General features: G+C 72.5%; 24 protein-coding genes. 20 read left to right on the top strand and 4 right to left on the bottom strand.

Translation table 11 applies throughout. The features are described from left to right. Nucleotides 1–129 precede the first annotated feature (129 nt). From QJR14_08670 to QJR14_08660, 3 genes are all read right to left on the bottom strand, one after another. Nucleotides 130–540: a hypothetical protein gene (locus tag QJR14_08670; GenBank protein MDI3317671.1), complete on the bottom strand. Its 411-nt coding sequence runs from the start codon at nt 538–540 to the stop codon at nt 130–132. Nucleotides 541–548: 8 nt separating this feature from the next. Further along, nucleotides 549–1,097: a toxin-antitoxin system HicB family antitoxin gene (locus QJR14_08665; GenBank protein ID MDI3317670.1), complete on the bottom strand. Its 549-nt coding sequence runs from the start codon at nt 1,095–1,097 to the stop codon at nt 549–551. A 610-nt stretch (nt 1,098–1,707) separates the two neighbouring features. Next, on the bottom strand, nt 1,708–2,808 hold the full coding sequence (locus QJR14_08660) for a Gfo/Idh/MocA family oxidoreductase (protein ID MDI3317669.1): 1,101 nt from the start codon (nt 2,806–2,808) through the stop codon (nt 1,708–1,710). Between the two features lie 117 nt (nt 2,809–2,925). Between QJR14_08660 and QJR14_08655 the strand changes: the two genes are divergently transcribed. Next, the gene (locus QJR14_08655; protein MDI3317668.1) at nt 2,926–3,993 is read left to right on the top strand and encodes a hypothetical protein; all 1,068 of its coding nucleotides are present in this window, start codon (nt 2,926–2,928) and stop codon (nt 3,991–3,993) included. Here QJR14_08655 and sfsA read toward each other — a convergent pair. Further along, entirely contained in the window at nt 3,944–4,804 is an 861-nt protein-coding gene (gene sfsA / locus QJR14_08650) for a DNA/RNA nuclease SfsA (protein MDI3317667.1), read from the bottom strand. The two genes, QJR14_08655 and sfsA, sit on opposite strands and share 50 nt — an antisense overlap. Nucleotides 4,805–4,884: 80 nt before the next feature. Between sfsA and QJR14_08645 the strand changes: the two genes are divergently transcribed. From QJR14_08645 to cas1, 19 genes are all read left to right on the top strand, one after another. Beyond that, on the top strand, nt 4,885–5,193 hold the full coding sequence (locus QJR14_08645) for a hypothetical protein (protein MDI3317666.1): 309 nt from the start codon (nt 4,885–4,887) through the stop codon (nt 5,191–5,193). Nucleotides 5,194–5,217: 24 nt separating this feature from the next. Continuing rightward, complete coding sequence (locus tag QJR14_08640) at nt 5,218–5,631, top strand: holo-ACP synthase (GenBank protein MDI3317665.1); 414 nt, start codon at nt 5,218–5,220, stop codon at nt 5,629–5,631. Next, nucleotides 5,628–7,388, top strand: a complete 1,761-nt coding sequence (locus tag QJR14_08635) for an NAD(P)H-hydrate dehydratase (GenBank protein ID MDI3317664.1) — start codon at nt 5,628–5,630, stop codon at nt 7,386–7,388. Before QJR14_08640 ends, QJR14_08635 begins: the two co-directional genes overlap by 4 nt. A 120-nt stretch (nt 7,389–7,508) precedes the next feature. Beyond that, a complete protein-coding gene (alr, locus tag QJR14_08630) occupies nt 7,509–8,699 on the top strand; it encodes an alanine racemase (GenBank protein ID MDI3317663.1) in 1,191 nt (396 codons plus the stop codon). Beyond that, nucleotides 8,696–8,950: a hypothetical protein gene (locus tag QJR14_08625; GenBank protein ID MDI3317662.1), complete on the top strand. Its 255-nt coding sequence runs from the start codon at nt 8,696–8,698 to the stop codon at nt 8,948–8,950. The genes alr and QJR14_08625 overlap by 4 nt, the downstream gene beginning before the upstream one ends. Before the next feature lie 63 nt (nt 8,951–9,013). Continuing rightward, nucleotides 9,014–9,367 (top strand): type II toxin-antitoxin system PemK/MazF family toxin, encoded by a 354-nt coding sequence (locus QJR14_08620; protein MDI3317661.1) that lies wholly within the window; start codon nt 9,014–9,016, stop codon nt 9,365–9,367. Nucleotides 9,368–9,399: 32 nt separating this feature from the next. After that, complete coding sequence (locus QJR14_08615; protein MDI3317660.1) at nt 9,400–11,145, top strand: asparaginase; 1,746 nt, start codon at nt 9,400–9,402, stop codon at nt 11,143–11,145. Between the two features lie 6 nt (nt 11,146–11,151). Further along, on the top strand, nt 11,152–12,267 hold the full coding sequence (locus QJR14_08610) for a uracil-DNA glycosylase family protein (protein MDI3317659.1): 1,116 nt from the start codon (nt 11,152–11,154) through the stop codon (nt 12,265–12,267). Beyond that, entirely contained in the window at nt 12,264–13,418 is a 1,155-nt protein-coding gene (locus QJR14_08605; GenBank protein ID MDI3317658.1) for a thiamine-phosphate kinase, read from the top strand. Before QJR14_08610 ends, QJR14_08605 begins: the two co-directional genes overlap by 4 nt. After that, nucleotides 13,415–13,894, top strand: a complete 480-nt coding sequence (tsaE, locus tag QJR14_08600) for a tRNA (adenosine(37)-N6)-threonylcarbamoyltransferase complex ATPase subunit type 1 TsaE (GenBank protein ID MDI3317657.1) — start codon at nt 13,415–13,417, stop codon at nt 13,892–13,894. Before QJR14_08605 ends, tsaE begins: the two co-directional genes overlap by 4 nt. After that, nucleotides 13,894–14,610, top strand: coding sequence for a tRNA (adenosine(37)-N6)-threonylcarbamoyltransferase complex dimerization subunit type 1 TsaB (gene tsaB, locus QJR14_08595; GenBank protein ID MDI3317656.1), 717 nt, complete (start codon nt 13,894–13,896; stop codon nt 14,608–14,610). The genes tsaE and tsaB overlap by 1 nt, the downstream gene beginning before the upstream one ends. Before the next feature lie 76 nt (nt 14,611–14,686). After that, nucleotides 14,687–15,127: a ribosomal protein S18-alanine N-acetyltransferase gene (rimI, locus tag QJR14_08590; GenBank protein MDI3317655.1), complete on the top strand. Its 441-nt coding sequence runs from the start codon at nt 14,687–14,689 to the stop codon at nt 15,125–15,127. 851 nt (nt 15,128–15,978) lie between these two features. Next, a complete protein-coding gene (cas3, locus tag QJR14_08585) occupies nt 15,979–18,702 on the top strand; it encodes a CRISPR-associated helicase Cas3' (protein MDI3317654.1) in 2,724 nt (907 codons plus the stop codon). A 7-nt stretch (nt 18,703–18,709) separates the two neighbouring features. Beyond that, nucleotides 18,710–20,485, top strand: a complete 1,776-nt coding sequence (locus QJR14_08580; protein MDI3317653.1) for a hypothetical protein — start codon at nt 18,710–18,712, stop codon at nt 20,483–20,485. A gap of 26 nt (nt 20,486–20,511) precedes the next feature. After that, on the top strand, nt 20,512–21,546 hold the full coding sequence (locus tag QJR14_08575; GenBank protein ID MDI3317652.1) for a DevR family CRISPR-associated autoregulator: 1,035 nt from the start codon (nt 20,512–20,514) through the stop codon (nt 21,544–21,546). A gap of 5 nt (nt 21,547–21,551) precedes the next feature. Beyond that, complete coding sequence (locus QJR14_08570) at nt 21,552–22,283, top strand: hypothetical protein (protein ID MDI3317651.1); 732 nt, start codon at nt 21,552–21,554, stop codon at nt 22,281–22,283. Next, nucleotides 22,280–23,104: a CRISPR system precrRNA processing endoribonuclease RAMP protein Cas6 gene (gene cas6 / locus QJR14_08565; GenBank protein ID MDI3317650.1), complete on the top strand. Its 825-nt coding sequence runs from the start codon at nt 22,280–22,282 to the stop codon at nt 23,102–23,104. The genes QJR14_08570 and cas6 overlap by 4 nt, the downstream gene beginning before the upstream one ends. A gap of 28 nt (nt 23,105–23,132) precedes the next feature. Beyond that, nucleotides 23,133–23,765: a CRISPR-associated protein Cas4 gene (gene cas4 / locus QJR14_08560; GenBank protein MDI3317649.1), complete on the top strand. Its 633-nt coding sequence runs from the start codon at nt 23,133–23,135 to the stop codon at nt 23,763–23,765. Beyond that, a partial coding sequence (cas1, locus tag QJR14_08555; GenBank protein ID MDI3317648.1) for a CRISPR-associated endonuclease Cas1 occupies nt 23,762–24,281 on the top strand: 520 nt, incomplete at its 3' end. The genes cas4 and cas1, both read left to right, overlap by 4 nt.

Raw genomic sequence — 24,281 nt, 5'->3', positions numbered from 1 at the left:
TCGCGGTGGGCTCGGGGCTGGTCTGGCAGGTGCGGCGGGTGGCGTGAGGGGGGCGGCCGCCCTTCGAATCGAGACCGCTCGGGCCGGAACGCCTGTCGACAACCGGATGCCCGGCCCGCCCAGCCCCGCTCAGGCGCCGGAGTCCCTGCGCGGCGGCACGCCTTCCCCGGGCATACCCGGCCGACTGCCGCGGGCACCCGCGGTCGCCTGGGAGCGCTCCAACACGCTCTGCCCGAGGTGCACCATCCACCGGCCGATGTGGATGGCGGTGACCGGATCAAGAATGTAGCGACCCACAATCAACCGGACTAATTCGGGGGCGTCTTCCGGCGTGGCCGGTGCCGTGATCCGCTCTTCCGCACCGCCCGCAAGGGCGTCCAGGGCTATCACGGTTTCGGCCGGCGGCTCGACCATGTCCTGGTAGAAGTAGATCATGCAGTCTGATAGGCTCAGCGCCTTCCCGACTGCACCATGGATGCGCACGGCGGCCTGGCCCGGGGACGGATCCCTGTAATGCACATGTATCTTGTTGACGGGCACTGCGATCCTCACCTCGCAGATTCTCCGGAAGGAATTGCGGGGGCTTTGAGGGCTCGGGAGCGGCGGAAGCGGGTGGGCGCCGAAGAGAGACGCGCCCAGGTCAGTACCGTCGCATCGCCGGACGAGGAGAGCACGCCGGGATCCGGCACCAGGGCGCTGGTCGCCGGGCCCCCAACCGGGCCGTCGTCCGATGTGCGGCCTTGGCCCGACCCCCACCGTCCGGTGGCGAGGGCGAGCAGCGAAACGATATATTGATTCAGTGGCACCTGCTCCAGTTCGGCCGCCTCTGCGAGCTGCCGGTGGAGCCACTTCGGCATTCGCAAAGTCAGGCGACCGCTGTATGCTGCAGGCGGGGGCACAGGTTCCCCCGCCTCTTTCATCACCGAAAGCCACCCCTCTGCCACATCCTCCAGCTCCGCCAGCGCCTCCATGGGCGTAGAGCCCGACGCATGGCAGCCGGGCAGCTCAGGGATCCTGGCGAGGTACTCGGTCACACCGTTCTCTTCCTCGCGTTGGATGATGACATCGTAGCCATGAAATGGCTCGGTCTGAGGCACATGGCGTCCCCCCGCTCAAGAGATGCAGTCGATTCCTACCAGGCCGTACCGGGCCAGGACGCGAAGGCTCTCCCTGAGAGAACTGGACGAACGTCGGTGATCACGTCCGGAACCGTGAAGGCGTTTCCAGGGCAAGGGCGGGAACCCCGACCTGTGCCACAGCTCCACGTGCCTGGTTCGCCGTTTGAACACATAGCCGCACCGTCGCATCAACCATTCCCAATCTTCGTCGGTCACACGGCCCGGGTTCCGATACATCCAGCGGACTCGCTCGCAGTCCGGCCCGCCGGCGATACCGGGTGGGCCGTTCACGGGGTGCCTTGGCTCCCGCCGGCCTCTGACCCCATCCCCGGTGTCACAAGCGTCACCCCCAAGATACGCCCGCATCACCTGCGGTGCAAATCCGCACGAAGGCCCCGCGCCGGACGCCATGGAAATACTTTCCTGCACCTGTACCGAATGTCCTGCTCGACGGCACCGGGATACGAGCGGACTGCGGCGGGCAGTGGCCCACGGCGCCATCGCCCTGTCCCCCCTCCGCGGCAGGTGCGTCACGGCCCGGTGCGTCGCCGAAGAGGGGCGGACCGGTCGAGCCGGCAGCACCCGCGTGTCAACTGGGCAGCATGACCCGCCGCCCGGTCTCCGCCGCCTCCCGCACGGCGTCCATCACACGCTGCACGGCCAGCCCGTCTTCGAAGCGGGCCAGAGCCGGCTCCTCCCCGCCCCGAAGCGCCCGCGCCAGGTGGTCCAAGAACGCCGGAAAGGCGTCCCAGTAAGCCCGCGCCGCCGCCGGCAGGTCGACCGGCGGCTCGGGCGCGGGTTCCAGTGGCACGGGCCGGAGCGGCTCATCCCCCAGGCCGAGCTCCAGCTCGCGGTCGCCTCGCATCACCAGCGTGCCCTCGCTCCCCAGCACCTCCAGCCGCCAGCCCGAGAGATGGCGGCTTGCCCGGACGAAGGCCATCTCGAAACGGATCCCGCTCCGCGTCTCGCCGATCACCTGGAAGGCGTCGTCCGCGTCGCGCACCTCGCGGCCCCCGTCCGGCAACGCCACCTCCGGGAAGTGGGTGATCAGCCGCGCGTCCAGCGAGGCGAATTCGTCCTCGAGCCACCAGCGCAGCGCGTCGATGGCGTGGGAGCCGACGGCCCCCAGCACCCCGCCGCCCGTCTCGCGCCGGCCCAGCCACCCGAGGCGGGTCTCCGCCATCCGGTGATAACCGGGATCCCGGCCGATGTAGCTGACGTGCAGGATCCGGCCCAGGCGCCCCGAGGCCAGGATCTCCTTGGTCTTCTGCCGGGCCGGCCGGAAGCGGAACTCGAAGTCGATCCAGCCCGGCCTCCCGGCTCGCTCCCGGGCGGACACCATCTCTTCCGCCTCGCCGGCGTCCAGCGCCATGGGTTTTTCGCAGAGGACGGCGTGGCCGCGCTCCAGGGCGGCCAGGGCCATCTCCTTGTGGTGCGCCGGGTTGGAGGTGATGGTGACCAGGTCGAGGGGCTCTTCCAGGAGCGCCCGCCAGTCGGTCAGGACCCGCTCGACCCCGCTCTCGCGGCGGACCCGCTCCACGTCGCCCCGCGCCACGCTGGCCACCGCCACCACCTCGAACGCGGGGTGGCGACGGAAGATGGGCGCCTGAACCCGGGCGCCGAAGCCCGTACCGATGATGCCCACGCGAAGCGGGCGGCCTGCGCCGCCCCGGCTCGCCGTCTCCGCCACCTGCATCGCCTCCTGAGGAGTCCTTTCCGCCCCCCGGCGCCTGGCGCCTGCTCCCACCCGGCCGGGCGACATGGAGTCGCCGCCTCGCGCCTACGAATGGGTGGGAGGGAGCTCGTGGTGGCGCGGCGCCCGTCCAGCGTGACGCTGGGTTACCTGGCCTCGGTGGTGGGTGCCGGCTTCGCCTCCGGCCAGGAGGTGGCCAGCTTCTTCACCCTGCAGCCCGCGCCCGGCGCCGCGCTGCTGGCGGCGACGCTGACGCTGGCGCTGGGGGGCGGCCTCCTCGTCCGCCGTGCCGCCGCCGAGGAAGCCTCCTCGCTGGAGGAGCTGCTGGCGCGCCGGTCGCGGCGCCTGGCTTCCTGGTTCGCGCCGCTCTGGCTGGCCTACCTCTGGGTGATCCTGGCCGCCATGCTCGCCGGCTGTGCGGCGCTCCTGGAGCAGCGCGGTCTGCCGGGCCGGCTGGGCTCCGCCCTCCTCGGGCTCTTGGTGGCCTGGACGGCCGCCCGCGGCGTGGAGCTGGTCGACCGCCTCTACCGCTGGCTGGTGCCGGCCAAGATCGGCGCGCTGGCCGGGCTGGCCGCCCTGGGCTGGCTGGGGCCGCCCGTGGGAGGCGAGGCCGACCCGGGAGGAGGGGCGGGGGGAGCCGCCCTCGGACCGGGGCTGCCGCCGCCGGGGTTGCCGCCGCCGGGGCCGGCGCTGGGCGCGATCTTCCTGGGCGCGGCCTTCGGCGGGTACAACCTCCTGCTCTCCGCCGGCGTCCTCCTGCCCGAGACGCAGGCACCCGGCCGTCGCGAGGCACCGGCTGCGGCGCTCGGCGGCCTCCTGGCCGGCGCCATGGCCGCCCTGGTCGACGCGGCGCTCCGCCGGGCCGGGCCGGAGGTGCTCGCCTACCCGGTCCCCATGGAGCGCCTCGCCGACCTCCACGGCGCCTGGGCCTCGGCACTGTATGCGGGCGTCCTGATGGCCGCCATCTTCACCACCTCGGTGGCGGTCACCCTGCCGCTCCGCAGCCTGGGCCGCGGCGCACGGAGGCCGTCGCTGGCGATGGCGGGGGTGGCGTCGGTGGCCTGGCTCGTGGCCCAGGTCGGCTTCGTCCCGCTGGTCCGGCTGGCCTACCCGGTCATGGGTGGTGTCGCCCTCATTCTCCTGGGCTGGCTCGGACGGGTCCGGGGCCGGGCGCGCCGGTGAGCGGCGGCGCCCCGGTCGGTACTTCCCCCGCCGCCTCCTCCCGCGGCGCCCCCGGCGCCTCCTCCACCTCCACCGGCACCGGCCCCAGCACCGTCACCCCGGCCGGCTCCAGCCGGCAGCGGTAGGCGAGGAGCTCCACGCCGGCCGCCGCCGCCCGGGCGACCGCCCGGGCGAAGCCGGGGTCCACCTCGGCGAACGGCCGGAGGAGGCGCGCGTCGTCCCGCTGGACGAACCAGACCACCGCGGCGCGGCCGCCCTGCCGCGCCACTCCGGCCAGATCCTCCAGGTGGCGCCGCCCGCGGGCCGTGGGCGCGTCGGGGAAGAGCGCCGCGCCGGTCGCCTCCTCCACGCGGTTGCACGACTTGGTCTCCACGGTCGCCGTCTCGCCCCGCGGACCGGCCAGCAGGAAGTCGGCCCGCCCCGCCCCCAGCGGCGGCTCGGCGCGCAGCAGCCGCCAGCCGGCGAACGGCTCCAGCAGGCCCGCCTCCAGCGCCGCCCGGAAGAGGCGGTTGGGCAGTGCCGCGTCCACCCCCACCCACCGGTCCCCGTGCCGGATCAGGACCAGGCTGCCGGCCGTCCGCCGCCCCGGTCCCGCGCCCGCCCGCGGTCGCAGGTGGGCCATGCCCTCCGCCCCCGCCACCAGCAGCTCGGTCATCCGCCCCGAGTTGGCCAGGTGGAGGAGGAGCGGCGAGGCCCCCGGCTCCGGCTCCACCTCCACCGCAAACCGGTTCCTCCGCCTCAGGAAGCGGACCGGCACCAGCGGCTCCGGCAGCACCGGCAGCGGAGGCGTCCCGGCCGGCTCACCCCGCATCTGCCCTTCCCCCCATCCCGTCCCGGCGCAGGAACCCCGCGCCCGCCGGCCGAAGTGGATCACCCCGGGAGGCGACGGCGATGGTTGCCCGGCTCTTGGGACTGGCCATCTGGGTGGTGGCGGCGCCCTTCGTCGCCATGGCCCTGGCCTCCCTGGCCATGATGCTCCTGCCGCTGCCCAGCGTCCTCTGGGGCATGCTTGCGGCGCTGGTCAGCGTGGGGCTGGTCGACGCCGTCCCCTTCCTGATCCTCCTCGAGGCGCGGCGGGCAGGCGACCGCGTCGGCCAGGTGGCCGGCGCCGCCGTCACCGGCTGGTCGACCCTGGCGGTCCTCCTCGTCTTCGTCGCCTTCCCGGCGCGCACGGCGATCCAATCCGGTCGCCTTCCCTGAGCCCGCCGGGGCTAGCATGGAGACATGATCATCGGGACAGGCATCGACATCATCGAGGTCGAACGGGTCCGGCAGGCGCTCCGCCGCCGGGGCGAACCGCTGCTCGCCCGCATCTGGACGCCGGCCGAGCAGGCGTTCGGGCGCGGCACGCCCGGCTGGTTCGAGAGCCTCGCCGGCCGCTTCGCCGCCAAGGAAGCGGTCCTCAAGGCGCTCGGCTCCGGCCTGCGCGAGGCTTCCTGGCGCGAGGTGGAGGTGCTCCGCGAGCCCTGGTCGGCGCCGCGGGTCCGGCTCTCGGGCCGGGCCGCCGAGCGGGCGGCGCGCCTGGACGTCCAGCGCTGGCACCTGAGCATCAGCCACAGCCGGGGCTACGCCGTCGCCGTCGCCATCGCCGAGGCGGCCGACGGCCCCCGGGCGACGGGGGAGGGGGATCCGTCATGAGCGGCGTCGCGCCGGGCGGCGTCCCGATCGGCGAGATCGAGGCGCTGACCGCCGAGGAGATGCGCCAGGTCGACCGGCTGGCCGCGGAGCGCTGGGAGATGGGCTCCGAGACACTGATGGAGGTGGCCGGCCGCCAGGTGGCCTGGGCGCTCGCCTCGCTCGCCACCCACGGCCTGCCGCCGCGCCCCGCCGGCCGCGGCCTCCGGAGGGTGGAGGAGCTCCCCGCCCCCGCCCCGCTTCCGCTCCGGGATCCGCCCCGCGTCGCCGTGGTCGCCGGCCGCGGCCACAACGGCGGCGACGGCCTGGTGGCCGCGCGGACGCTGGCGGACTGGGGCTTCCCCGTCCGCGTCCTGGCCCTCGCCGACGAGATGGAGCGGGCCGAGGGGCTTCCCGGCCTCCAGTGGCGCCGCCTGGGCGGCTGGCCTGTGGAGCGGCGGACGCTGGGGCGCGCCGCCGAGGGGATCGAGGAAGCGCTCCGCGGCAGCGACTGGATCGTCGACGCCGTCACGGGGAGCGGCGTGCAGGGCGGCCTTCACGGCGGCGCGGCGCGCGCCGCGGAGGCGATGGCCGGGGCCCGCGCGCGGGGCGCCCGCATCCTGGCCGTCGACCTGCCCAGCGGCAGCGACGCCGACCGCGGCGCCTGCCCGGAGCCCTCCGTCCACGCCGACGTCACCGTCACCATCGGGCGGCCGAAGCTGGGCACGCTCCTCTTCCCCGCCGCCGAGGCGGCCGGGCTGCTCCTCCTGGGCGAGATCCCGGTGCCGCCGGTGGTCTGGCGCGCGGCGGAGCCGCGGGCCTGGCTGCTGGAGCCCGCCGGCGCGGCGGCACTGCTGCCGGCGCGACCCGCCGCCGCCCACAAGGGCGCCTTCGGCCACGTGCTCGTGGTGGGCGGCTCGCGCGGCCTGAGCGGGGCGCCCGGGCTGGCCGCCCGCGGCGCCGTCCGGGGCGGCGCGGGCCTGGTCAGCGTGGCCACGGTGGACGAGGTGGCGGGGCCGGTGGCGGGGTCGCTTCCCGAGGCGATGGTGAGCGGTTTCCGGCCCGACCCCGACGGCCGCCTGGGGCCGGAGGTGGTGGCGGGGATCCTGGCGCTGGCGGAGCGGGCGGACGTCCTCCTCCTGGGGCCGGGGCTCGGCCGCTCGGAGGGGACGCGCGGGCTGGTGCGGGCGCTGCTGGAGCGCTGGCAGGGCGGCCTGGTCCTGGACGCCGACGCGCTGGCGGTGGTCGGCGCCGACGAGGTGGCGGCGCTGCGCGGGCGGCTGCCGCGGGCGGCGGCGCGGACCGTGGTGACGCCGCATCCGGGGGAGGCGGCGCGCTTCCTGGGGCGGCCGACGGGCGAGATCCTGACGGACCTGCCGGCGGCGGCGCGGGAGCTGGCGCGGCGGGCGGGGGCGGCGGCGATCCTGAAGGGGGCGCACACGCTGGTGGCCGCGCCGGACGGGCGGCTCTGGGTCAACCCCACCGGCAACCCCGGCATGGCGACGGGGGGCAGCGGGGACGTGCTGGGCGGCCTGGTGGCCGCGCTCGTGGGGCAGGGGCTGGAGGCCGCGGCGGCGGCCCGGCTGGCCGTCTACCTGCACGGACTGGCGGGCGATCTGGCGGCGGAGGCGGGGAGCGCGCGTGCGCTGGCGGCGGGCGACCTGGCCGATGGGCTGGGCGCGGCCTACCGCTGGCTGGAGGAGGGCGCCCGGTCGGGTCGGGGTCCGAGACGGGGGTCCGAAGCGACCGGTCACGAAATGATGTCATGGTGGCGAATGTGACATCATGATGCCGGTTCCGGAAGTGGTGACGGAGAGAACCATGTGCGGGAGGCCTTCGCCTTTTGCATCGCCTTCCGCCCGGCTGCGCCGGGCGGGGCGCCTGGAGGAGGCGGACCGCCGGTGACGGCGAGCCGCCCCACCTGGGCCGAGGTCGACCTGGCCAGCCTCCGCCACAACGCCCGCCTGATCGGGCGGCAGGCGGCGCCGCGCCGCTGGTGGGCGGTGGTCAAGGCCGACGGGTACGGGCACGGGGCCGTCCAGGTGGCTCGGGTGGCCGCCGCGGAGGGGGCCCTCGGCCTCTGCGTGGCGACGCCGGGCGAGGCGCTGGAGCTCCGCCAGGCGGGGCTCCGGCTGCCGGTCCTGGTCCTGGGCTGGACGCCGCCGGAGGCGGTGGAGGCGATGATCCAGGCGGACGTCCGCCTGACCGTCTTCGACCTGCGCGGGGCGGAGGAGGCCTCGCGGGCGGCGCGACGGCTGGGGCGCCCGGCGCGGATCCACCTGAAGGTGGACACCGGGATGACGCGGCTCGGCTTCGACGCCGCCAGCGGGGAGGAGCGGCTGGAGCGCGCGGCGGCGGAGGCGGCCCGGGCGGCGCTGCTGGAGGGGGTGGAGGCGGAGGGCGTCTTCACCCACCTGGCTTCCTCCGAGTCGGACCGCGAGGCGAGCCGGGAGCAGCTGGAGCGGTTCGGCCGCTTCCTGGCGGCGCTGGCGGAGGAAGGGGTGCGGCCGCGGCGGGTCCACGCCGGCAACTCGGGCGGCCTCTTCCACGTGCCGGAGGCGCGGCCCTACGACTACCGCGTGGGCATCGCCCTCTACGGCTACGGGCCGGCGGGGGCCAACAGCGGCTTCGGGCTGGGGCTCCGCCCGGCGCTCCGCTGGCGGGCGCGGGTGGCCCAGGTCCGGGAGGTCCCGGCCGGCAGGAGGGTGAGCTACGGCGGCACCTTCGTGACGTCGCGGCCGAGCCGGCTGGCGACGCTGCCCGTGGGCTACGCCGACGGGCTCCACCGCGCGCTCTCCGGCCGCGGGACGGTCCTCCTCCGCGGCAGGCGGGCGCCCATGGTCGGCCGCGTCTGCATGGACCAGGTGATCGTCGACGCGACCGACATCCCCGGCGTGGAGGCGGGCGACGTGGCGACGCTGATCGGCGAGGACGGCGGGCAGCGGCTGACCGCCGACGACGTGGCGGAGGCCGCCGGGACCATCAGCTACGAGGTGCTCACCTCCATCTCCGGGCGCGTTCCGCGGCGCTGGGCGGGGGAGGGCGATGCCGGTGGGGCGCCGGGACGAGCCGCGGGGGGAGGCGCGCGATGAGCCGTGCGCCTAGGGTCCGCGACGGCGGGGCGGCGGCGGTGAGGGTGAGGCTTCCTGCCGAGCTGGCGGCGGAGCTGGACCGGCTGGTGGCGGAGGGGCTCTGCGCCGACCGGGCCGAGGGGGTGGCGCGCGCGGTCCGCCTCTACTGCCGGCAGGTGGAGCGCCGGCGGCGGGCGGAGCTCCGGGAGGGCTACCGCGCCTGGGCCGAACTGAATCTGCGCCTGGCGCAGGAATATACTGCGGCTGACTGAGCCCGGGGGCGCCGACCGGCGAGGGCCGGCCCCGGCAGGGCGGGAGCGGGGAGGCGGCCGCGCGTGGAGCCGGTCCTGCGCGGCGACATCTACTATGCGGACCTGAGCCCGGTGGTCGGCTCCGAGCAGGGCGGCGTCCGGCCGGTCCTGGTGATCCAGAACGACATCGGGAACCGCTACAGCCCCACGGTGATCGTGGCCGCCATCACCTCCCAGACCGGCAAGGCGCCGATGCCCACCCACGTGGAGCTGGCGCCGGCCGAGAGCGGGCTGGGGCGCGCGTCGGTGGTCCTGCTGGAGCAGATCCGGACCATCGACAAGCGCCGGCTGCGCGAGAGGGTGGCCCGCCTCGACCGCCGAACGATGAAGCGGGTGGACGAGGCGCTGCGCGTCAGCGTCGGCCTCGCTCCCCTCTAGCAAGGCAGAGGATCGGGAGGCCCGGGCTGCACATGCGACCACGGATCGGGATTCCGGCGGGTCGTGCCGACGCTTCGGCCGACGCCGCCTTTCATGTCGGGGCGGACTACGTGCGCGCCGTGGAGGCGGCGGGAGGGCTGCCGGTCCTGCTTCCTGCCGGCGAGGGGCCGGTCCTGCCCGAGGAAGCGCTGCGCGGGGTGGACGGGCTCCTCCTGGCCGGCGGCGGCGACGTCGCGCCCGGCCTCTACGGGGAGCAGCCCCACCCGCGTCTGGGCCCGGTGGAGCCCGACCGCGACCGCTGGGAGCTGGCGCTGGCCCGGCGGGCGCTGGCGGCCGGCCTGCCGGTGCTGGGCATCTGCCGCGGCATCCAGGTGCTGAACGTGGCCGACGGCGGCACGCTCTACCAGGACCTGGAGGCCCAGCTCCCCGACGCCCTCCAGCACGCCCAGAAGGCGCCCCGCTGGCACCGGAGCCACCCCGTCCGGATCGAGCCGGAGAGCCTCCTGGCGCGGCTCGTGGGGGCGGGGGAGCTGGCGGTCAACAGCTTCCACCACCAGGCGGTGCGCGAGGTGGCGCCGGGCTGGCGGGTGACGGCCGTCGCCCCGGACGGCGTGGTGGAGGCGATGGAGCGGCCCGACCTCCCCTTCGCCCTGGGCATCCAGTTCCACGCCGAGAACCTGGTGGCCCGGGAGCCGCGCTTCCTCCGCATCTTCCAGGGGCTGGTGGAGGCGGCGGCGGCCCGGGGCCGGCACGCCGAGGCGGAGGTGCTGGGCGAGGTCTGGCGGGGCGAGTCGGTGGAGTCGGTCCACCGCGGCCACGGCGCCGTCGTCTCGGCCGGCGGCGAGCTCCTCTACGAGCTGGGCCAGCCCGGCTTCGTCACCTCGCTCCGCTCGGCGGCCAAGCCCTTCCAGGCGATGGCGGTGATCGAGAGCGGGGCGGCCGACGAGTTCGCCATCAGCGAGCTGGAGCTGGCGGTGATCGCCGGCTCGCACAGCGGGACGCGCGCGCACACGGCGCTGGTGGAGGGGCTCCTGGGCCGGCTCCGCCTGGACCGGTCGGCCCTGGTCTGCGGCCCGAGGCCGCCCCTGGACGCCGCGGCGCGGCGGGAGCTGGCGCTCTCCGGCGAGTCGCCCACCGAGCTCCACCACACCTGCTCGGGCAAGCACACCGGCATGCTGGCGGCGGCGCTGGCCATGGGCGCCCCCGTCGACGGCTACGCCGCCCCCGACCACCCCGTCCAGCGGGCGGTCCGGCGCCTCCTGGCCGAGGTGGCCGGCGTGGACGAGGCGGCTCTGAAGCAGGGGACCGACGGCTGCGGCGTCCCCACCTGGTACCTTCCTCTCGAGCGGATGGCGTACGCTTACGCCCGCCTGGGCCGCCCCCAGTCGCTCCCGGAGGACCACAGGGCCGGCGCCGGCCGGGTGGTCCACGCCATGCTCAACCACCCGGAGATGGTGGAGGGCCCGGGCGAGTTCGACACCGCGCTGATCCAGGCCAGCGGCGGCCGGATCCTGGCCAAGACCGGCGCCGAGGGCCTCCTCTGCCTGGCGGTCCCCGAGCGGGGCTGGGGCCTGGCGCTCAAGGAAGAGGACGGCGAGCGCCGCGCCCTCTACCCGGCGGCGCTGGCGCTGCTGGAGCAGCTGGATCTCCTCGGCGGCCGCGCCGCGGAGCAGCTCGAGCGCTGGCGCCACCCCGTGCAGCGCGGCGGCCAGGGCGCGCTCTCCGAGGTCCGTCCGGTGGCGCGCTGGACGCCGGCGGCGCGCCCTCTCGGGGGGTGAGAGGAAGTGGACCCCGACCGCTACATCCAGCCCTCGCTCTTCGGCCCGGCCGCGCCGGACAGGCTGCCCGGCGGCGCGGAGGCCGCCCCGGTGGGGTCGCCGGAGGGTCCCGGTCCCGGGTCACCGGAAGGTCCCGATGCCGGGGCGCCGGAGGGCCTGGGGCCGGGGGCCGCCGACCCGCTCCAGCCCTCGCTCCTCGACGGCCTCGCCGGGGGTCCGGCTGAAGGTTCCGCCGGGACGGCGGGGCGGCGCGGGGTCCCCGCCCGCGCCGCCGCCCCGGGCGGAGAGCCCGAGCCGGGTTGGCGCCGCCTGGCCCGGGCGATGCAGCGGGACGGATCGGCAGCCCGCGCCGGCGGCGAGCGGGGCCAGGGCGGCCGGGGCGAGGCGGTCGCCGGCCCCGCGCCCGGTGTTCCGGTCCCCGCCGACCACCCCATCCGCCGCCTCTGGCCGGACGGCCGCCCGCCCCGGGAGCTGGACGGCGAAGGGCGGGTCCGCGCCCTGGAGGCGCTCCGGGAGGCCTCCCTCGACTGCACCTACTGCCCCCTCCGCGCCGGCTGCAAGGGCGTGGTCTTCGGCGAGGGCGATCCGCGCGCCCGCCTGATGCTGGTGGGCGAAGGGCCCGGCGCCACGGAGGACGAGCTGGGCCGGCCCTTCGTCGGCCGCGCCGGCGAGCTCCTCGACCGGATCCTGGAGGCGGCCGGCTTCCGCCGCCCCGAGGTCTTCATCACCAACGTGGTCATGTGCCGCCCGCCCGGGAACCGCGTCCCCAGCGACGCCGAGGCGGCCGCCTGCCGCCCCTGGCTGGAGGCGAAGCTGGAGCTGGTCCGCCCCGACCTGGTGGTGGTGCTGGGCAGCACCGCCGCCCGCGCGCTGGTCGACCCGGCGGCGCGCATCACCCGGGCGCGGGGCCGGTGGGTGGAACGGCGCGGGCTCCGCATCCTGCCCACCTACCACCCGGCGGCGCTCCTCCGCGACCCCTCCAAGAAGCGCGAGGTCTGGACCGACTTCCAGGCGGTGCGGGACGCCTACCGGGCGCTGCCGCCGCGGGCGGAGGCGGCGCCGCGGCCGGGGGCGCCTCCCGGGCCGGGTCGGGCCGGCTCGGCGGGGGCGGCCAGCGCATGAGCCCGGCGCGCCCGGACGGTCCGACCCGGCTCGGCGACCTGGGCGAGCGCGCCTGGATCGCCCGCGCCACCGCCATCTGGGGGCGGGCGGGCGTCCTGGGCGGCCCCGAGGTCGTGGTCGGCAGCGGCCCCGACGACGCGGCGGTGGTCCGGCCGCCCCGCGGCGAGCTGGTGCTCACCTGCGACCTGATGATCGAGGGCGTCCACTTCACCCGCGGTACCCTGGGCGGCTACGACCTGGGCTGGAAGGCGCTGGCCTCCAACCTGTCCGACGTGGCGGCGATGGGCGCCGCGCCGCTCTACGCCCTGGTCTCGCTGGCCGCACCGCCGTCCACCGAGATCGCCTTCCTGGAGGAAGCCTGGCGCGGCATGGCGGAGCTGGCGCGGGAGGCGGGGGTGCGCCTGGTGGGCGGCGACACCAGCACCTCGCCGGGCGGGATCTTCCTGGACATGTGCGTGGTCGGAAGCGTCCCCCCGGGCGGCGCCTGGCGCGCCGCGCTGGCGCGGCCCGGCCAGCTCCTCTGCGTGACGGGCGACCTGGGCGGGTCGGCGGCCGGCCTGGCGCTCCTCCAGGGCCGGGACCGGCAGGAAGCGGGGCCGGGCGCCCAGGCCCCGCAGCTCGCGCAGCCGGAGCCGGCGGCCGCCCCGGCGGTCCCGGCGGCCGCTTCGGCGACCCCGACCCCGCCGGCGCTCCGGGACCCCGACCAGGAAGCGGTCCTCGCCCGCCACCGCCGCCCGCGCCCGCGACTGGCCGAGGCGGCGGCCCTGGGGCCCTTCGGCGCCCGCGCCTGCCGCGACGTGAGCGACGGCCTCGCCGCCAGCGCCCACCTGATCGCCGAGGCGGCCGGCGTGGGCGTCGAGATCGAGGCCGAGGCCGTGCCCGTGGCCGAGGCCACCCGCGCCGTCGCCCGCCGCCTCGGCCGCGACCCGCTCGACTGGGCGCTCTTCGGCGGCGAGGACTACGAGCTGGCGCTGGCGGCGGCGCCGGAGGAGGTCGGGGCGCTGCGCGCGGCGCTGGAGCCGCTGGGGACGGAGCTGACCGTGGTGGGGCGCTTCCTGGCGGAGGAGGGCGTCTGGCTCCGCCGGGCGGGCGGCGGGCGCCAGCCGCTGGGGCGCGGGTACGAGCACTTCGGCGGGGGGGCGGAGCCGTGAGCCTGGAGCTGGGCCCGCTGCGGCTCCAGGGGCCCGGGGCGACAGACGCCGTCGGGCGCCTCCTCGGCGGGCGGGCCGAGCCGGGCTTCTTCTACGCGCTGAGCGGCGCGCTGGGCGCCGGGAAGACCACCCTGGCGCAGGGGATCCTGTCCGGCGCGGGCGTCGAGGCGGTCGGGGGGAGTCCCAGCTTCCTGATCGTGCGCACCTACCGCGGCCGGCTGACCGTCTACCACGTGGACCTCTACCGCCTGGGCGAGGGCGCGGCCGGCGAGCCGCTCGGCTGGGAGGAGATCCTGGAGGGGGAGGGGCTGGCCGTGGTGGAGTGGGCGGAGTACCTCCGCCCGCTCTGGCCGGCCGAGTACCTCTGGCTGCGCCTGGAGCGGCCCGAGGGCGCCGAGGGCTACCGCCTGCTCCGGCTGGAGGCGGCGGGCGGAACCTACGAGCGGCTGGCGCGGGAGGTGGCGGCGGCTTGCTGATGCTGGCGCTGGAGACGGCCACGGAGGCGCTCTCGGTGGCGCTGCTCGAGGAAGGGCGCCCGCGGCTCGAGCTCTGGCTCGACGCCGGCCGGCGCCACGCCGCGCTCCTCACGCCCCTCGTCGACGCGGCGCTGGAGCGGCTGGGCGCGCGCCCCGCGGACCTGGGCGCGGTGGCGGTGGGGCTCGGCCCGGGCTCCTTCACCGGCCTCCGCATCGGCGCGGTCACCGGCCGCGCGCTCGCCTCGACGCTGGGCATCCCGGCGCTGGGCGTCCCCACCCTGGCCGCCATGGCCCGGGCCGCCGGCCCCGGGCTGGTCGTCCCGCTGCTCGACGCCCGCGGCGGCCGCCTCTACACCGCGCTCTACCGGGTGGCCGCCGACGGCACGGGCGAGGTGAGCCCCCTCGTCGACCCGCTGGCGGAGAGCGCGGTATCGTGGTGGCGGAGACTGGCGGAGGAGGCGCCCCCGGGGCCGCTCTTCCTGACCGGCCCCGGCCTGCGCCGCTACGCGGAGGAAGCGCGCACCGCCCTCGGCGGCCGCGCGCTCCTCGTGCCCCCCTCGCGCTGGCTCCCCCGCGCCAGCGAGGTCGGCGCGCTCGCCTGGGAGCGCCTCCAGGCGGGGGAGGCGGGCGGCCCGGAGGCGCTGGAGCCGCTCTACTTCGGCCGCCAGGCCGTGCCGTGGAAGGAGCGAGAACGTGGCGACGCAGCCCATCGATGACCGGCGCGCCCCGCGCCGGGAGGAAGCCGGGCCCGGCGAGCGCACCCGCCCGCCGCTTCCTCTGGAGTTCCGCGAGATGCGCCTGGAGGACCTGCCCGAGGTGCTGGACATCGAGCGCGTCTCCTTCCCGACGCCCTGGTCGCGCCAGTCCTTCGTCAACGAGCTGACCGACAACGGCTACGCCCACTACGTGGTGGCGCTCCTGGACGGCCGCATCGTCGGCTACTCGGGCATGTGGCTGATCCTGGACGAGGCGCACATCACCAACATCGCCGTCCACCCCGAGCTCCGCGGCCGCGGCGCCGGCGACCTGCTCCTGAGCGAGATGGAGCGGCGCGCCCGCGAGCGCGGGATCAACCGCATGACGCTGGAGGTCCGCCCCTCCAACACCCCCGCCCGCCGGCTGTACAAGCGCCACGGCTTCGTCGAGCGCGGCATCCGCAAGGGCTACTACGCCGACACGCAAGAGGACGCGATCATCATGTGGAAGGACGACTTGGGGCTGGGGCGGAGCTAGACAGCGTTGCGGCAGCGTGCCCCGCCCGGAACCCAAGACTTGTCAGCAGCGAGTGGCGGCCTACCGAGCAGACGCTTCCAAGGTTTCCGCCCGGCACTGCATGCGCCAGCGCAAGCGGGGGCAGGCCCAGCAGGCCTGCGTCCGGCAGGACTCTCCGCTGGAGCCACGGCGGAGGTGGACTTCGGTGACGCCGCCGGTGGTTCCCGGGGAGGATGAGCTGACCCTTCCCTACTTCAGCCCGCATCTGATGGCCGCAGGGTCCGGTTCGGCCAGGCCTAATCCCGCGTGAAGCTGGAAGCGGTGCTCGCCGTCATCCAAACGCCGGTAGTGGCGAAGATCGTCGCAGGGGAGGGGCACCGATTCCAGACGCCGGAATTCCGGGTGCTGCAGGCGTCGGCTGCCCACTGTGCTTTCAACTTCAACGCGGTCTTCACCAACCCGGTCGCCAGGAAACGAGAAAAGCCGCGTGGCGAGCATCGTCAAGTGGGTCGCGCGAACCCTCTCACGGCCGGTGCCGGGGGTCCCCTCCGTGAAGGCGGTTCCATTGGATTCGAAATGAGTTCGGGCGGCCTCTGTCACAGCGGCAACTTGTGGAGGCGGTCTACCTCCGGACGCCGTAATGTCACCGGTGCCTGGGGCAGCACCTCGGGCCCCCTCACGTGGACGTAGCGCGAGTGGGTTGCAGCGCTCACCGGCAAGGCGGTCTGGATGACGAGCTGTCGGGACCTAGCCCATGCGGATCGTCCTGGGCTCGTCGCAGATGAGCTCCCGGCGGCGATCGAATTGCGCCGAGCAGCACGAGCGGCGTCGGCCGTGTTCGATTCCGAGCCCTTCTCGAGCAGTATCGCGCCATGCGCCACACCTCACGCCTAGTCGCTGGTCGCCCAGCCCACGTCGCGGCTGGCGGGATCTCCAGGCGCTGGGCAGTTCTCAAATCCAGCCTACCCCACTGCTTCAGCCCCTACGGCTTCCGGCATTGGCGCAGCTACACATGCAGCGGGGGCGGGAGAAACCGCCCAGCCTATTCAGGCAAACGAGCAGGAAGGTGGGTGATCCTGCCAGAATTGTGCATCCGGAGTGATCTAAGGACGGAACGCATAGGGGATAGCATATCGGCTGTCCTGTGCGAAGGACGCACTCCATTGAGGGTTCAGGCTGAGGCAGCGGGAGAGCTTGCGAGCCACGGCAGGCTCATCGTGAACCTGCCGACAGGCACAGGAAAGACTCTCCTGGCGGCTCTCCCATTTGCGGCAGGTCTTCTTAAGGCGCGTCAGATGGTCTATATGACCCCATTGCGCACGCTTGCATCCGCCCAGGCCGGGACGATCCGCGGTGAGATACAAGCCAAACAGGCTGCCGAGGCACTAGGAGCGCCGTGGGACGTGCGGGAACAGACCGGGGAAACGCCGGGAGACCCGCTTTTCGAGGCTCCTTGCACGGTTTGCACGTTCGACCAGGCGCTCAGTTCGGCAGTAGGGATAAGTTACAGCCTCTCGGACCGGCGGCGGACACTCAACATGGGAGCCGTGCTGACATCCTACGTCGTGGCGGACGAGATCCACCTGTTTCCGCGGGGCGAGGCGCTGACGACTTTGCTCTGGCTCCTGAAGAACAGGCCGGCCTTTCCGTTCTGTCTCATGTCGGCAACTCTGTCGAAGCCGCTGGTCGAGCGCCTTGGACAGCTCCTGGACGCGAGGGTCATCGGCGAACTGCCCAAGGAAGACCATGCGCGATTGAACCTGAACAGTAGGCGGCTCGTCGTGGGGTGGCGGCCAGAACCGTTCGACGCCGACACGGTGCTCAAGCTCGCGAACGGGCATCAGAAAGTGCTCGTCGTCGTCAACACGGTCCAGCGGGCCATCGACCTCGGGAGGTCGCTCGCGGACCGTATCGGACGGGAAAAGGTCCGCGTGCTCCATAGCCGCTTCTACGCCAGTGACAGGAAACTGGCGGAGGACGTGGTCATGGAGGCGCTGGGCAAGGACGAGGCCGAAAGGACCAGAGGTCCCAGGGTGGTCGTGGCGACCCAGGTGATCGAAGCCGGGCTGGACGTGTCGGCGGATGTCTTGGCGACGGAGCTGGCGCCGGCGAGCACACTGGTCCAGCGCTGGGGACGGTGCGCGCGCTGGGGTGGCGAGGGGCGAGTGATCGTGGCGCCTCCGCCGACGGAGGCGGTCTACCCGTACGCGCGAGAAAAGGGCGGGCCGGAGCTGATCGAGCGCACCCGCACGTGGCTGGAGGAGAATGCGCGCGATCCTGTGCAGGTCTCGCGGACGATGGAACAGGAATTCGTCGACTTCGCTCACGGTGAGTCCGACCAGAAGTGGCTCGACGACATGGAGCGTTCGCTTGGAGAAAGGACGGGGCTGGTCGGAAAGGCGTTCCTGGACGGGGGGTACACCGTGGGCGGGGCGCTCGTGCGGCACGTCGTCCAGGCGAGGCTTCTGGTGCACGGAAGGCCGGATCAGATCGGCGACCCGTTCAGCCGGGAGGGTTTCGGCGTCGCTGTGGGCGTCCTCAAGGGGTTCCTGCGCAAGGCGGGCAGGCCGGTAGAAAGTGGCGCCGGGGACGGTGACGCCGAGGACGAGCCTGTATCCCTCGAACTGCCCGAGCCGCCTGAGTGGATCGCCAAAACGCCCGTATGGGATGAGGGCGCGGAAGGCAGGCAGAGCGCAGCGGACACCCCGTCCCGCTGGGTGGAAATCAAGCCGAAGGTCTTGCCTCCGGTCGTGGCGTTGAATCCAGCGCTGGCGAGGTACGACCCGTTCTTCGGCCTCGAGCTTGGCCATGCGGGAGAGCCGGTCAGCGAGCGCTACTGGGCTCCGCAGGTCGACAGGAATCGGGACAAGCAGCTGCTCAGTTACGTCAGCGAGACGCTTGAGGAGCACATACGGCGGGCTTTGAAGGTGCTGGACAAGTCGCCATGGCTGCTTCCGAGGCTTCTGGCTGTCGAGGACGAGCTGGAGAGATGGCTCGGATGGCCTCAGGGCCTGCTGGCCGAAACGGTGCGGGCGTCGATCGTCCTCCACGACATGGGGAAGCTGGCGCCTGGGTGGCAGAAGGAGGCGAAAAGGATCCAGAGATCTCTAGGCAAGCCCGCGAGCCGGTGGCTGGCCCACACCGACAGCCGGCCGGGAGACGCCCGCTTCCCCCCGCACGCGCTGGCAGGCGCCGCCTACTCGACCGGGGTGGCGAGTGCGCTGGACAGCCGTATCGGCCAATCCGATCGTGTGCCGGACATGCCCTCTCCGAGACGGGTGCTCGTGACGGCCGTGGCGACGCACCATTCGGCCGGCATGCGTGAGACGCGGGTCGGCCGCGACTTCCTGCTCGACCAGCCGGCCCGGAAGGAAGCGATGCGTCTCCTGCAGCTTTTCAATCTGCCAGGCAGCGTTCCGGACGTACGGGACGGCGAGACGATCGAGCGGCATCTCGTGGACGCTTCCGGCATGCGGCTCGGAAAGATCCATCCCTGGAAAGAGGCCGTCGCGCTGGCCGTGGTGTCGCGGATGCTCAGGCTGGCGGACGGGGAAAGCCAGGAGCTGGCAAGGCAGGAGAAACCGCAAGGAGCGTGAGGAGCTCGTGAGTGGCCAGGTTTTCACGGTACCGAAGGCCACGGGAACGTCGGGGGACGACCTGGTGGCCTGGGGGCTGGCGATCTTCCTTTCCAGCCTGAGTGATCACGCCGTGTTTCTGCGGGACGAGGGGGCCGCCTTCACCGTCACCATGCGGGAGGACCTGAAGTCGCTCAAGGGCAGGCTGGCAAACGTCGCGCCCAGCACGGGCGATGTCGATCTTGTCCCGCCGTGGATGGAAAGCCCGAACAAGACACACCCTTCCGCCGTAAAGCACTGGGTCGATCATGAACAGCTCAAACAGGACTACGAAAACTTGAAGAAGTGGCGGAGGGAGCACCGGAACGGAGGACAGGAGGAGCCTGCCTTCACGGTGCGCGACCAGCGGGCGCACCGTTACCGGGTATACAACGTGATGACCAGCCCAGGGAAGCAATGGAGTGGATACAACGAGTTTTCGGCGACCGTCCAGGAACATCTGGCTAACCAGGCCGGATGGGAAGTCCTGCTGGATGTATATGCCCGAAACCAGGCGGCCAGCGATGAGGAACTGGACGGCATGCTTACCACGTTGGCACTGCGCAATAAAGACAAGCGCTGGTACAACCCGCCGGGCTTCTTGTACCCGGGGATGAGCGAGGGCCCAACCATGCGCTTCTTGCGGAGCAACGGTATCCCTATTGGAGCTAAGCGTTTGCCGGAGTGGAACTCGGCCAAGCGAGGAGACCGCAGTTTGTTCGAGCTCTACCTGGCGTACGTGGGCTTCTTCGCCGTGGCCCAGGTGGCGGAGGCGAAGGATCGCCGGTTTGTGCTGGTGCCCTGCCCGGCCGAGGTCGAGCTCCCGCGCGGGCTGAACTACCTGCGTGATGTCCAGATTGTCTACATGGAGCCCGACGACCGATTCGTCGTGCAGGCATCCCTCGGGTATGGGAGGGCGGCCCTGAACCACTGGAAGGAGTTCGCCGAGCGATGGGGCGTGGGAAGCCTCGGCCTTCACGGCGTTCATGTGAACATCTACTGGAAGCCGAATAACTTTACGTTCAGCTTGCAGAGGGCGACCTTCGCACCGCTTCCCACTTGGCTGGAAGCGGCTGCGATGAAAGGTTTCTCGGAGGCGACCGATCTCCTTAAGAGGCATGTGAAGAAGCTGTACGCGCTACGCGACGAGACAGACCCTGCTGCCAGGAAGGGAGTTGAGAAGTATCTCCTGTCGCTGAACGGGGAGGTGAAGGCCTGGCTGGAGAGCGTGCGCGAGTGGTTCCGCGCCGGATTGCGCGCCGAGAGGAAGGACGGCGTGATGTCGCTCTGGAAGGCTGAAGATATCAGAAAGGTGGTGGATCTCTTGGATCGTGCGGGCAGGCTGGCGGCGATCTTGGACAGCGAGAGCTTCAGGAACGTCGCGACGGCGATTCACGACGCGACGGTTCGCGCGCATTACGCGCGCAAGCGCGAGAAGAAAGGCTTTCCGCCGGAGTACGACCTGATGGCGGAACTCGCCTCAGCCGCCGACCGGGGAACAGAGGAGTTCCTGCAGGCGCTCTTCGAGTTCGTCTCGCGGTACAACGACGTGACGATGCGCATGAACGAGCGGGTTGATAAAGAGGAGCACAGGCCCATGCTGCGCGAGAAGGACGTCGACCAGGTAGCGAAGTGGGTTCTGGAGGACCGCACCGGCCTTCTGCCGGCGGCGCTGCTGGCTTACGGGTCGAGTCTATACGGCAAGGAGGAGCCGGATGTTCCGGCCGAAGGTGCGGTAGAAGAAGCCGTGAGCGCAGAAGAATGAATCCGGAGGAGGGGTACTCGGTGGGGATGATGGCTGTGCGGGAGGAAAAGAGTTTGAGCTGGAGCGAGAAGCTGAAGGAGTCGGCGCCGACCGGTGTCGGGATCGCCGCGCGCCTGGCCATGGACGCCCACGCCCTCAACAACGAGGGGACCAGGAACAACGCGATCATCCCGCGCCAGGTCGACGTGGTCCGCGGGGACGAGATTATCCAGACGAACGCCATCTCGGGCGACATGGTCAAGCACGTTTATGTTGACTATCTGCGCAGGCTGAGCGCCGCGGAGGGCGGCGTTCCGCTCTGCAGCGGGTGCGCGGCGGCAAGTCCCAACCGCATCAACCAGGATAGGGAGTTCCAGAGGCTGCTGAGAGGCAGGAATCACGTGGAAGATGCAGAGGTTTTGAAGGCAGCCATTGCAAAGTGCGTCATCGACGACGTGGCCGGCCTTCTGGTCACGATCGGGCGGAGCGTGCCGCGCCGCTCGGCCATCCGGTTTGGCTGGCTGCTCGGGATCCCCGACCTGGTTCGGACGGGACGCTATACGCATGTGAAGCTGGTTTCAGGAGGGGAAGAGGCTGGCGATGAAGGCCGGCCTGCAGACGAAGGGGAAGGCGGAAATTTGAGAGACGGCGCCAACCTTGGGCAGAACATCTTCACGCGCCCGGCCTCAAGCGGGTATTACGGTGTCGTGGCGGAGCTCGACCTCCGGCGGATCGGCTGGAACGATATCTCGCGCGAAGTGGTCGTCGAGGGCGAGAAGCGGGCCAAGCGCAGGAAGCTGGCGGTGGAGGCGCTCTACTGGACGCTGGCGAACCCGAGGGGCGCCCAGGAGAACACCCAGCTGCCCCACGTGCTGGAGATCTCGGGAGCCGTGAGCGTCTCCTTCGGCGAGCTTCCGCCCGTTCTGGCCAGCCCTCTGGCGGAAGGGTATGAAGAGCGCATGCGCGAGATCGCCGATGCTTTCGGCCATCTTGACCGTGACGTCTTTGTCATTCCCTTCGGGTCGTCTGGCGAGCTGGGGGAGATCCTCGCGAAGATCGCCGGGCGTGTGACGGGAGACTGAGGGCCATGCAGGGCAGGCACGCTGTGGTCTGGTACAGGGTCCTGTCGCTCTTCAGCGCCCGCGCTCTGACCGCGAACGCGTTTTCCGCCGTCACCCTGCCCTGCCCCGCCCCGGCCACCGTCAAGATGGCGCTCCTCGCCCATCTTGTGGCACGGGACGGCCCCGGCAGGGCGCAGGAGCACCTCGGCTGGCTGGCGCCGCTCGCGGTTGCCTGGGCGGCGCCCGGCCGCATGGCCGTGAGCGCCGCGATGGTGCGGGTGTTGAAGGGCGACGATGATCGTGACCCGACTGGTGAAAAAGGGATGGAATACAAGAAGTCCGCGGCTCTCAGGGAATACGTGCACATGGACGAGCCCTTCGGAATCGCGATCCTGGACGTCCCAGGAGAGAGGCGGGAGGACCTGGCCGAAGGCCTGGAACGGCTGAGCTTTCTGGGTGTGGCGGAATCGCTCGTGCGGGCGGAGCGGCCTGTGGAGTGGGTTGACGAGCTTCCGGACGGTTTCGTGGTCCTGAAGGAAAGCGAGACCAAAGAGCCTGGAAGCGAGCGCGGCGGGTGGGCGGTCTTGCTGGACGATCTCGGCCCCAGGGCCGACTTCGGGCGGATCTCCGCTTACAGGAAAGTCGGCGATCCCGGGCCGCGCCTCGGGGTGGAGCGCGTGCGCATGCTGGTCCGTCTTCCCCTTCGCGTCAGGCGCCGGACCCGTGACGGGTACGTTCTGGAGCGGGTGGACCGGTGACGGGCGAATCGTCGGTATGGCGCATCCGCTTTCGCCTGGCGGTCGATCGGTGGCGGGGCGATGGCAGGACTCTCTACTCTCCGTCCCACTCGCTCTTCTTCCAGCTCTTGTCGACCGGCTCGGGGGAAGCGGCTCGTTCGGTTCACGACGCGCGCGGGCGCAAGCCGTTCGCCCTTTCGCCCCTCCGGGTGTCCCCGCGCGGCGGCATGGGGGTCGCGGAATGGACGGTGGCGGTCTGGGGACCCCTGGTCACCGCGATGGAAGGCTCCCTGGAGGCCGCTCTCCGTTTCACGGGGGACGTGCTCGGCCACCGGGTGGCGATCGTGGAGGCGCGGCCCGATCCCAAGGTTGCGATCGCCGATCTGGGGGCCGCTGGGGCCGCGGCCGCGTCGGTCGAGGTCGAGTTCCTCTCGCCGACTTTCTTCAGCTTTGGTCGCAGATTCGGCCGCCAACAGTACGAGCTTCTGCCCCTGCCAGAGCTCGTCGTCGGTTCCTGGGCGGCTGCCTGGTGTTCTGCCGGCGGGACGCTCCCGGCTCCCATGCCGGAAGAAGCGTTCCGGGAGTGGCTGGGCGAGCGCGTGGCGGTTCGCTCGATCGAAGGTCTGCACACCGTGACAGTGGACGGTGGGGAGACGGCGCTCACCGGATTTCTCGGTACGGTTCGGTACGCCTGGATAGGCCCGGAGCCATGGGGGCCCGGTCTCCTCGCCGCGCTCGCGCGCTTCGCCTCGTACGCGGGCACGGGCGCGAAGACGGGGCATGGATTCGGCTTGACCGCATTTCAGGGCGGTTCAGAGACGCGGGCCGGACTCGTATGGTGATAGGCACCCAGGCGGGAGGGGTGGCCAGTTGGATCTTTCTGAAGAGGATGCCCTGGTGCCGATCCGCATGGTGGAAGCCCTGACCTACTGTCCAAGGCAGGCTTGGTACCGGTTCGTGCAGGGCGACGATCCGACGAATGAGCATATGGAGCGGGGCTTGGCGAGGCATGCGATCTTCGCCCTGTCGGAAGGCGACACAGGCCTGCCTCCCGGGGTTCGCCGGTACAGGAACCTCTGGGTCATGGCGCCCCGGCTGGGCGTCGTGGGCGTGCTGGACGAGGTCGATGTGGGGACGGAAGAGTGCTGCGTAACGGAGTACAAGACCGCGAAGCTCCGCAGGGAGGTCTGGCCAGGAGTGCGCCTCCAGCTTGCCGTGCAGGTGTTGGCGCTGCGCGAGCACGCCTCAAGCGAGCGGTGGTCAGGTCCTCCTCTCCCTGAGAACGTCCGGTTGCGAGTCTACCTGACCGACTCCAGGCGATACCGGGAGATCCCGTGGACTGAGGATCTGCGCATACAGGCGGTCCGTGCGGTGGAGCAGGCCAAACGGATTCTGGATCTCGGGTCGCCTCCAGAGGGCCGGGTCGGGCCCCGCTGCGGGGAATGCCAGCATGAGCCGATCTGCCTTCCGCTTTGGACCGACATCTGGAGGAAGGAACCGTGACCGCGCTCTATGTGACCGAGGAACATGCCTTCGTGCGCAAGGTGGGTTCAACGCTCGCGGTACGTAAGGCCGACGGGAGCGTCGTGCGCCTGCCCCTGGAGCAGGTCGACCAAGTGATCTGCATCGGGGATGTCTCCTGGAGCGGGGGAGCCCTCAGGGAGCTGAGCGAACTGGGCATCGGGGTGGCGTATATCGGCCCTCGGGGAGAGTGGGTGGGGCGGTGGGAGCCCCGAGAGGCGAAAACTGTGTTGCTCCGCCGCCTTCAGTTTGCCGCCTCCGAGGACCCCGTGCGCTCCCTTAGGCTGGCCCGCGGATTCGTGGCGGGGAAGATACGCAACTGCCGCTCGCTGCTCCAACGAGCTCGCAGGGACGGCATGCTTGCGGATGACGGCGAAGAGGGGCTTCTCGCGGAATTCGTCCTCAAGGCTGAGCATGCGGACAGCTTGGATGAGCTCAGAGGGATCGAGGGAGAGGCGGCGGCCCTCTACTTTCGAGCCTATGGGCGACTCGTGAGTG

This window comes from Bacillota bacterium (assembly GCA_029961055.1).
In the GTDB taxonomy this organism is placed as follows: domain Bacteria; phylum Bacillota; class Sulfobacillia; order JAIMAT01; family JAIMAT01; genus JAIMAT01.
This window is presented reverse-complemented; position numbering and strand designations above follow the sequence as displayed.

Bases quoted from the DNA above. Each gene is read 5' to 3' on its own strand.
- sfsA (MDI3317667.1), bottom strand. From the start codon at position 4,804: ATGCGGGGTGAGCCGGCCGGGACGCCTCCGCTGCCGGTGCTGCCGGAG.
- QJR14_08645 (MDI3317666.1), top strand. From the start codon at position 4,885: ATGGTTGCCCGGCTCTTGGGACTGGCCATCTGGGTGGTGGCGGCGCCC.
- QJR14_08640 (MDI3317665.1), top strand. From the start codon at position 5,218: ATGATCATCGGGACAGGCATCGACATCATCGAGGTCGAACGGGTCCGG.
- QJR14_08635 (MDI3317664.1), top strand. From the start codon at position 5,628: ATGAGCGGCGTCGCGCCGGGCGGCGTCCCGATCGGCGAGATCGAGGCG.
- QJR14_08625 (MDI3317662.1), top strand. From the start codon at position 8,696: ATGAGCCGTGCGCCTAGGGTCCGCGACGGCGGGGCGGCGGCGGTGAGG.
- QJR14_08615 (MDI3317660.1), top strand. From the start codon at position 9,400: ATGCGACCACGGATCGGGATTCCGGCGGGTCGTGCCGACGCTTCGGCC.
- QJR14_08605 (MDI3317658.1), top strand. From the start codon at position 12,264: ATGAGCCCGGCGCGCCCGGACGGTCCGACCCGGCTCGGCGACCTGGGC.
- tsaB (MDI3317656.1), top strand. From the start codon at position 13,894: ATGCTGGCGCTGGAGACGGCCACGGAGGCGCTCTCGGTGGCGCTGCTC.
- rimI (MDI3317655.1), top strand. From the start codon at position 14,687: ATGCGCCTGGAGGACCTGCCCGAGGTGCTGGACATCGAGCGCGTCTCC.
- cas3 (MDI3317654.1), top strand. From the start codon at position 15,979: ATGCGCCACACCTCACGCCTAGTCGCTGGTCGCCCAGCCCACGTCGCG.
- QJR14_08575 (MDI3317652.1), top strand. From the start codon at position 20,512: ATGATGGCTGTGCGGGAGGAAAAGAGTTTGAGCTGGAGCGAGAAGCTG.
- QJR14_08570 (MDI3317651.1), top strand. From the start codon at position 21,552: ATGCAGGGCAGGCACGCTGTGGTCTGGTACAGGGTCCTGTCGCTCTTC.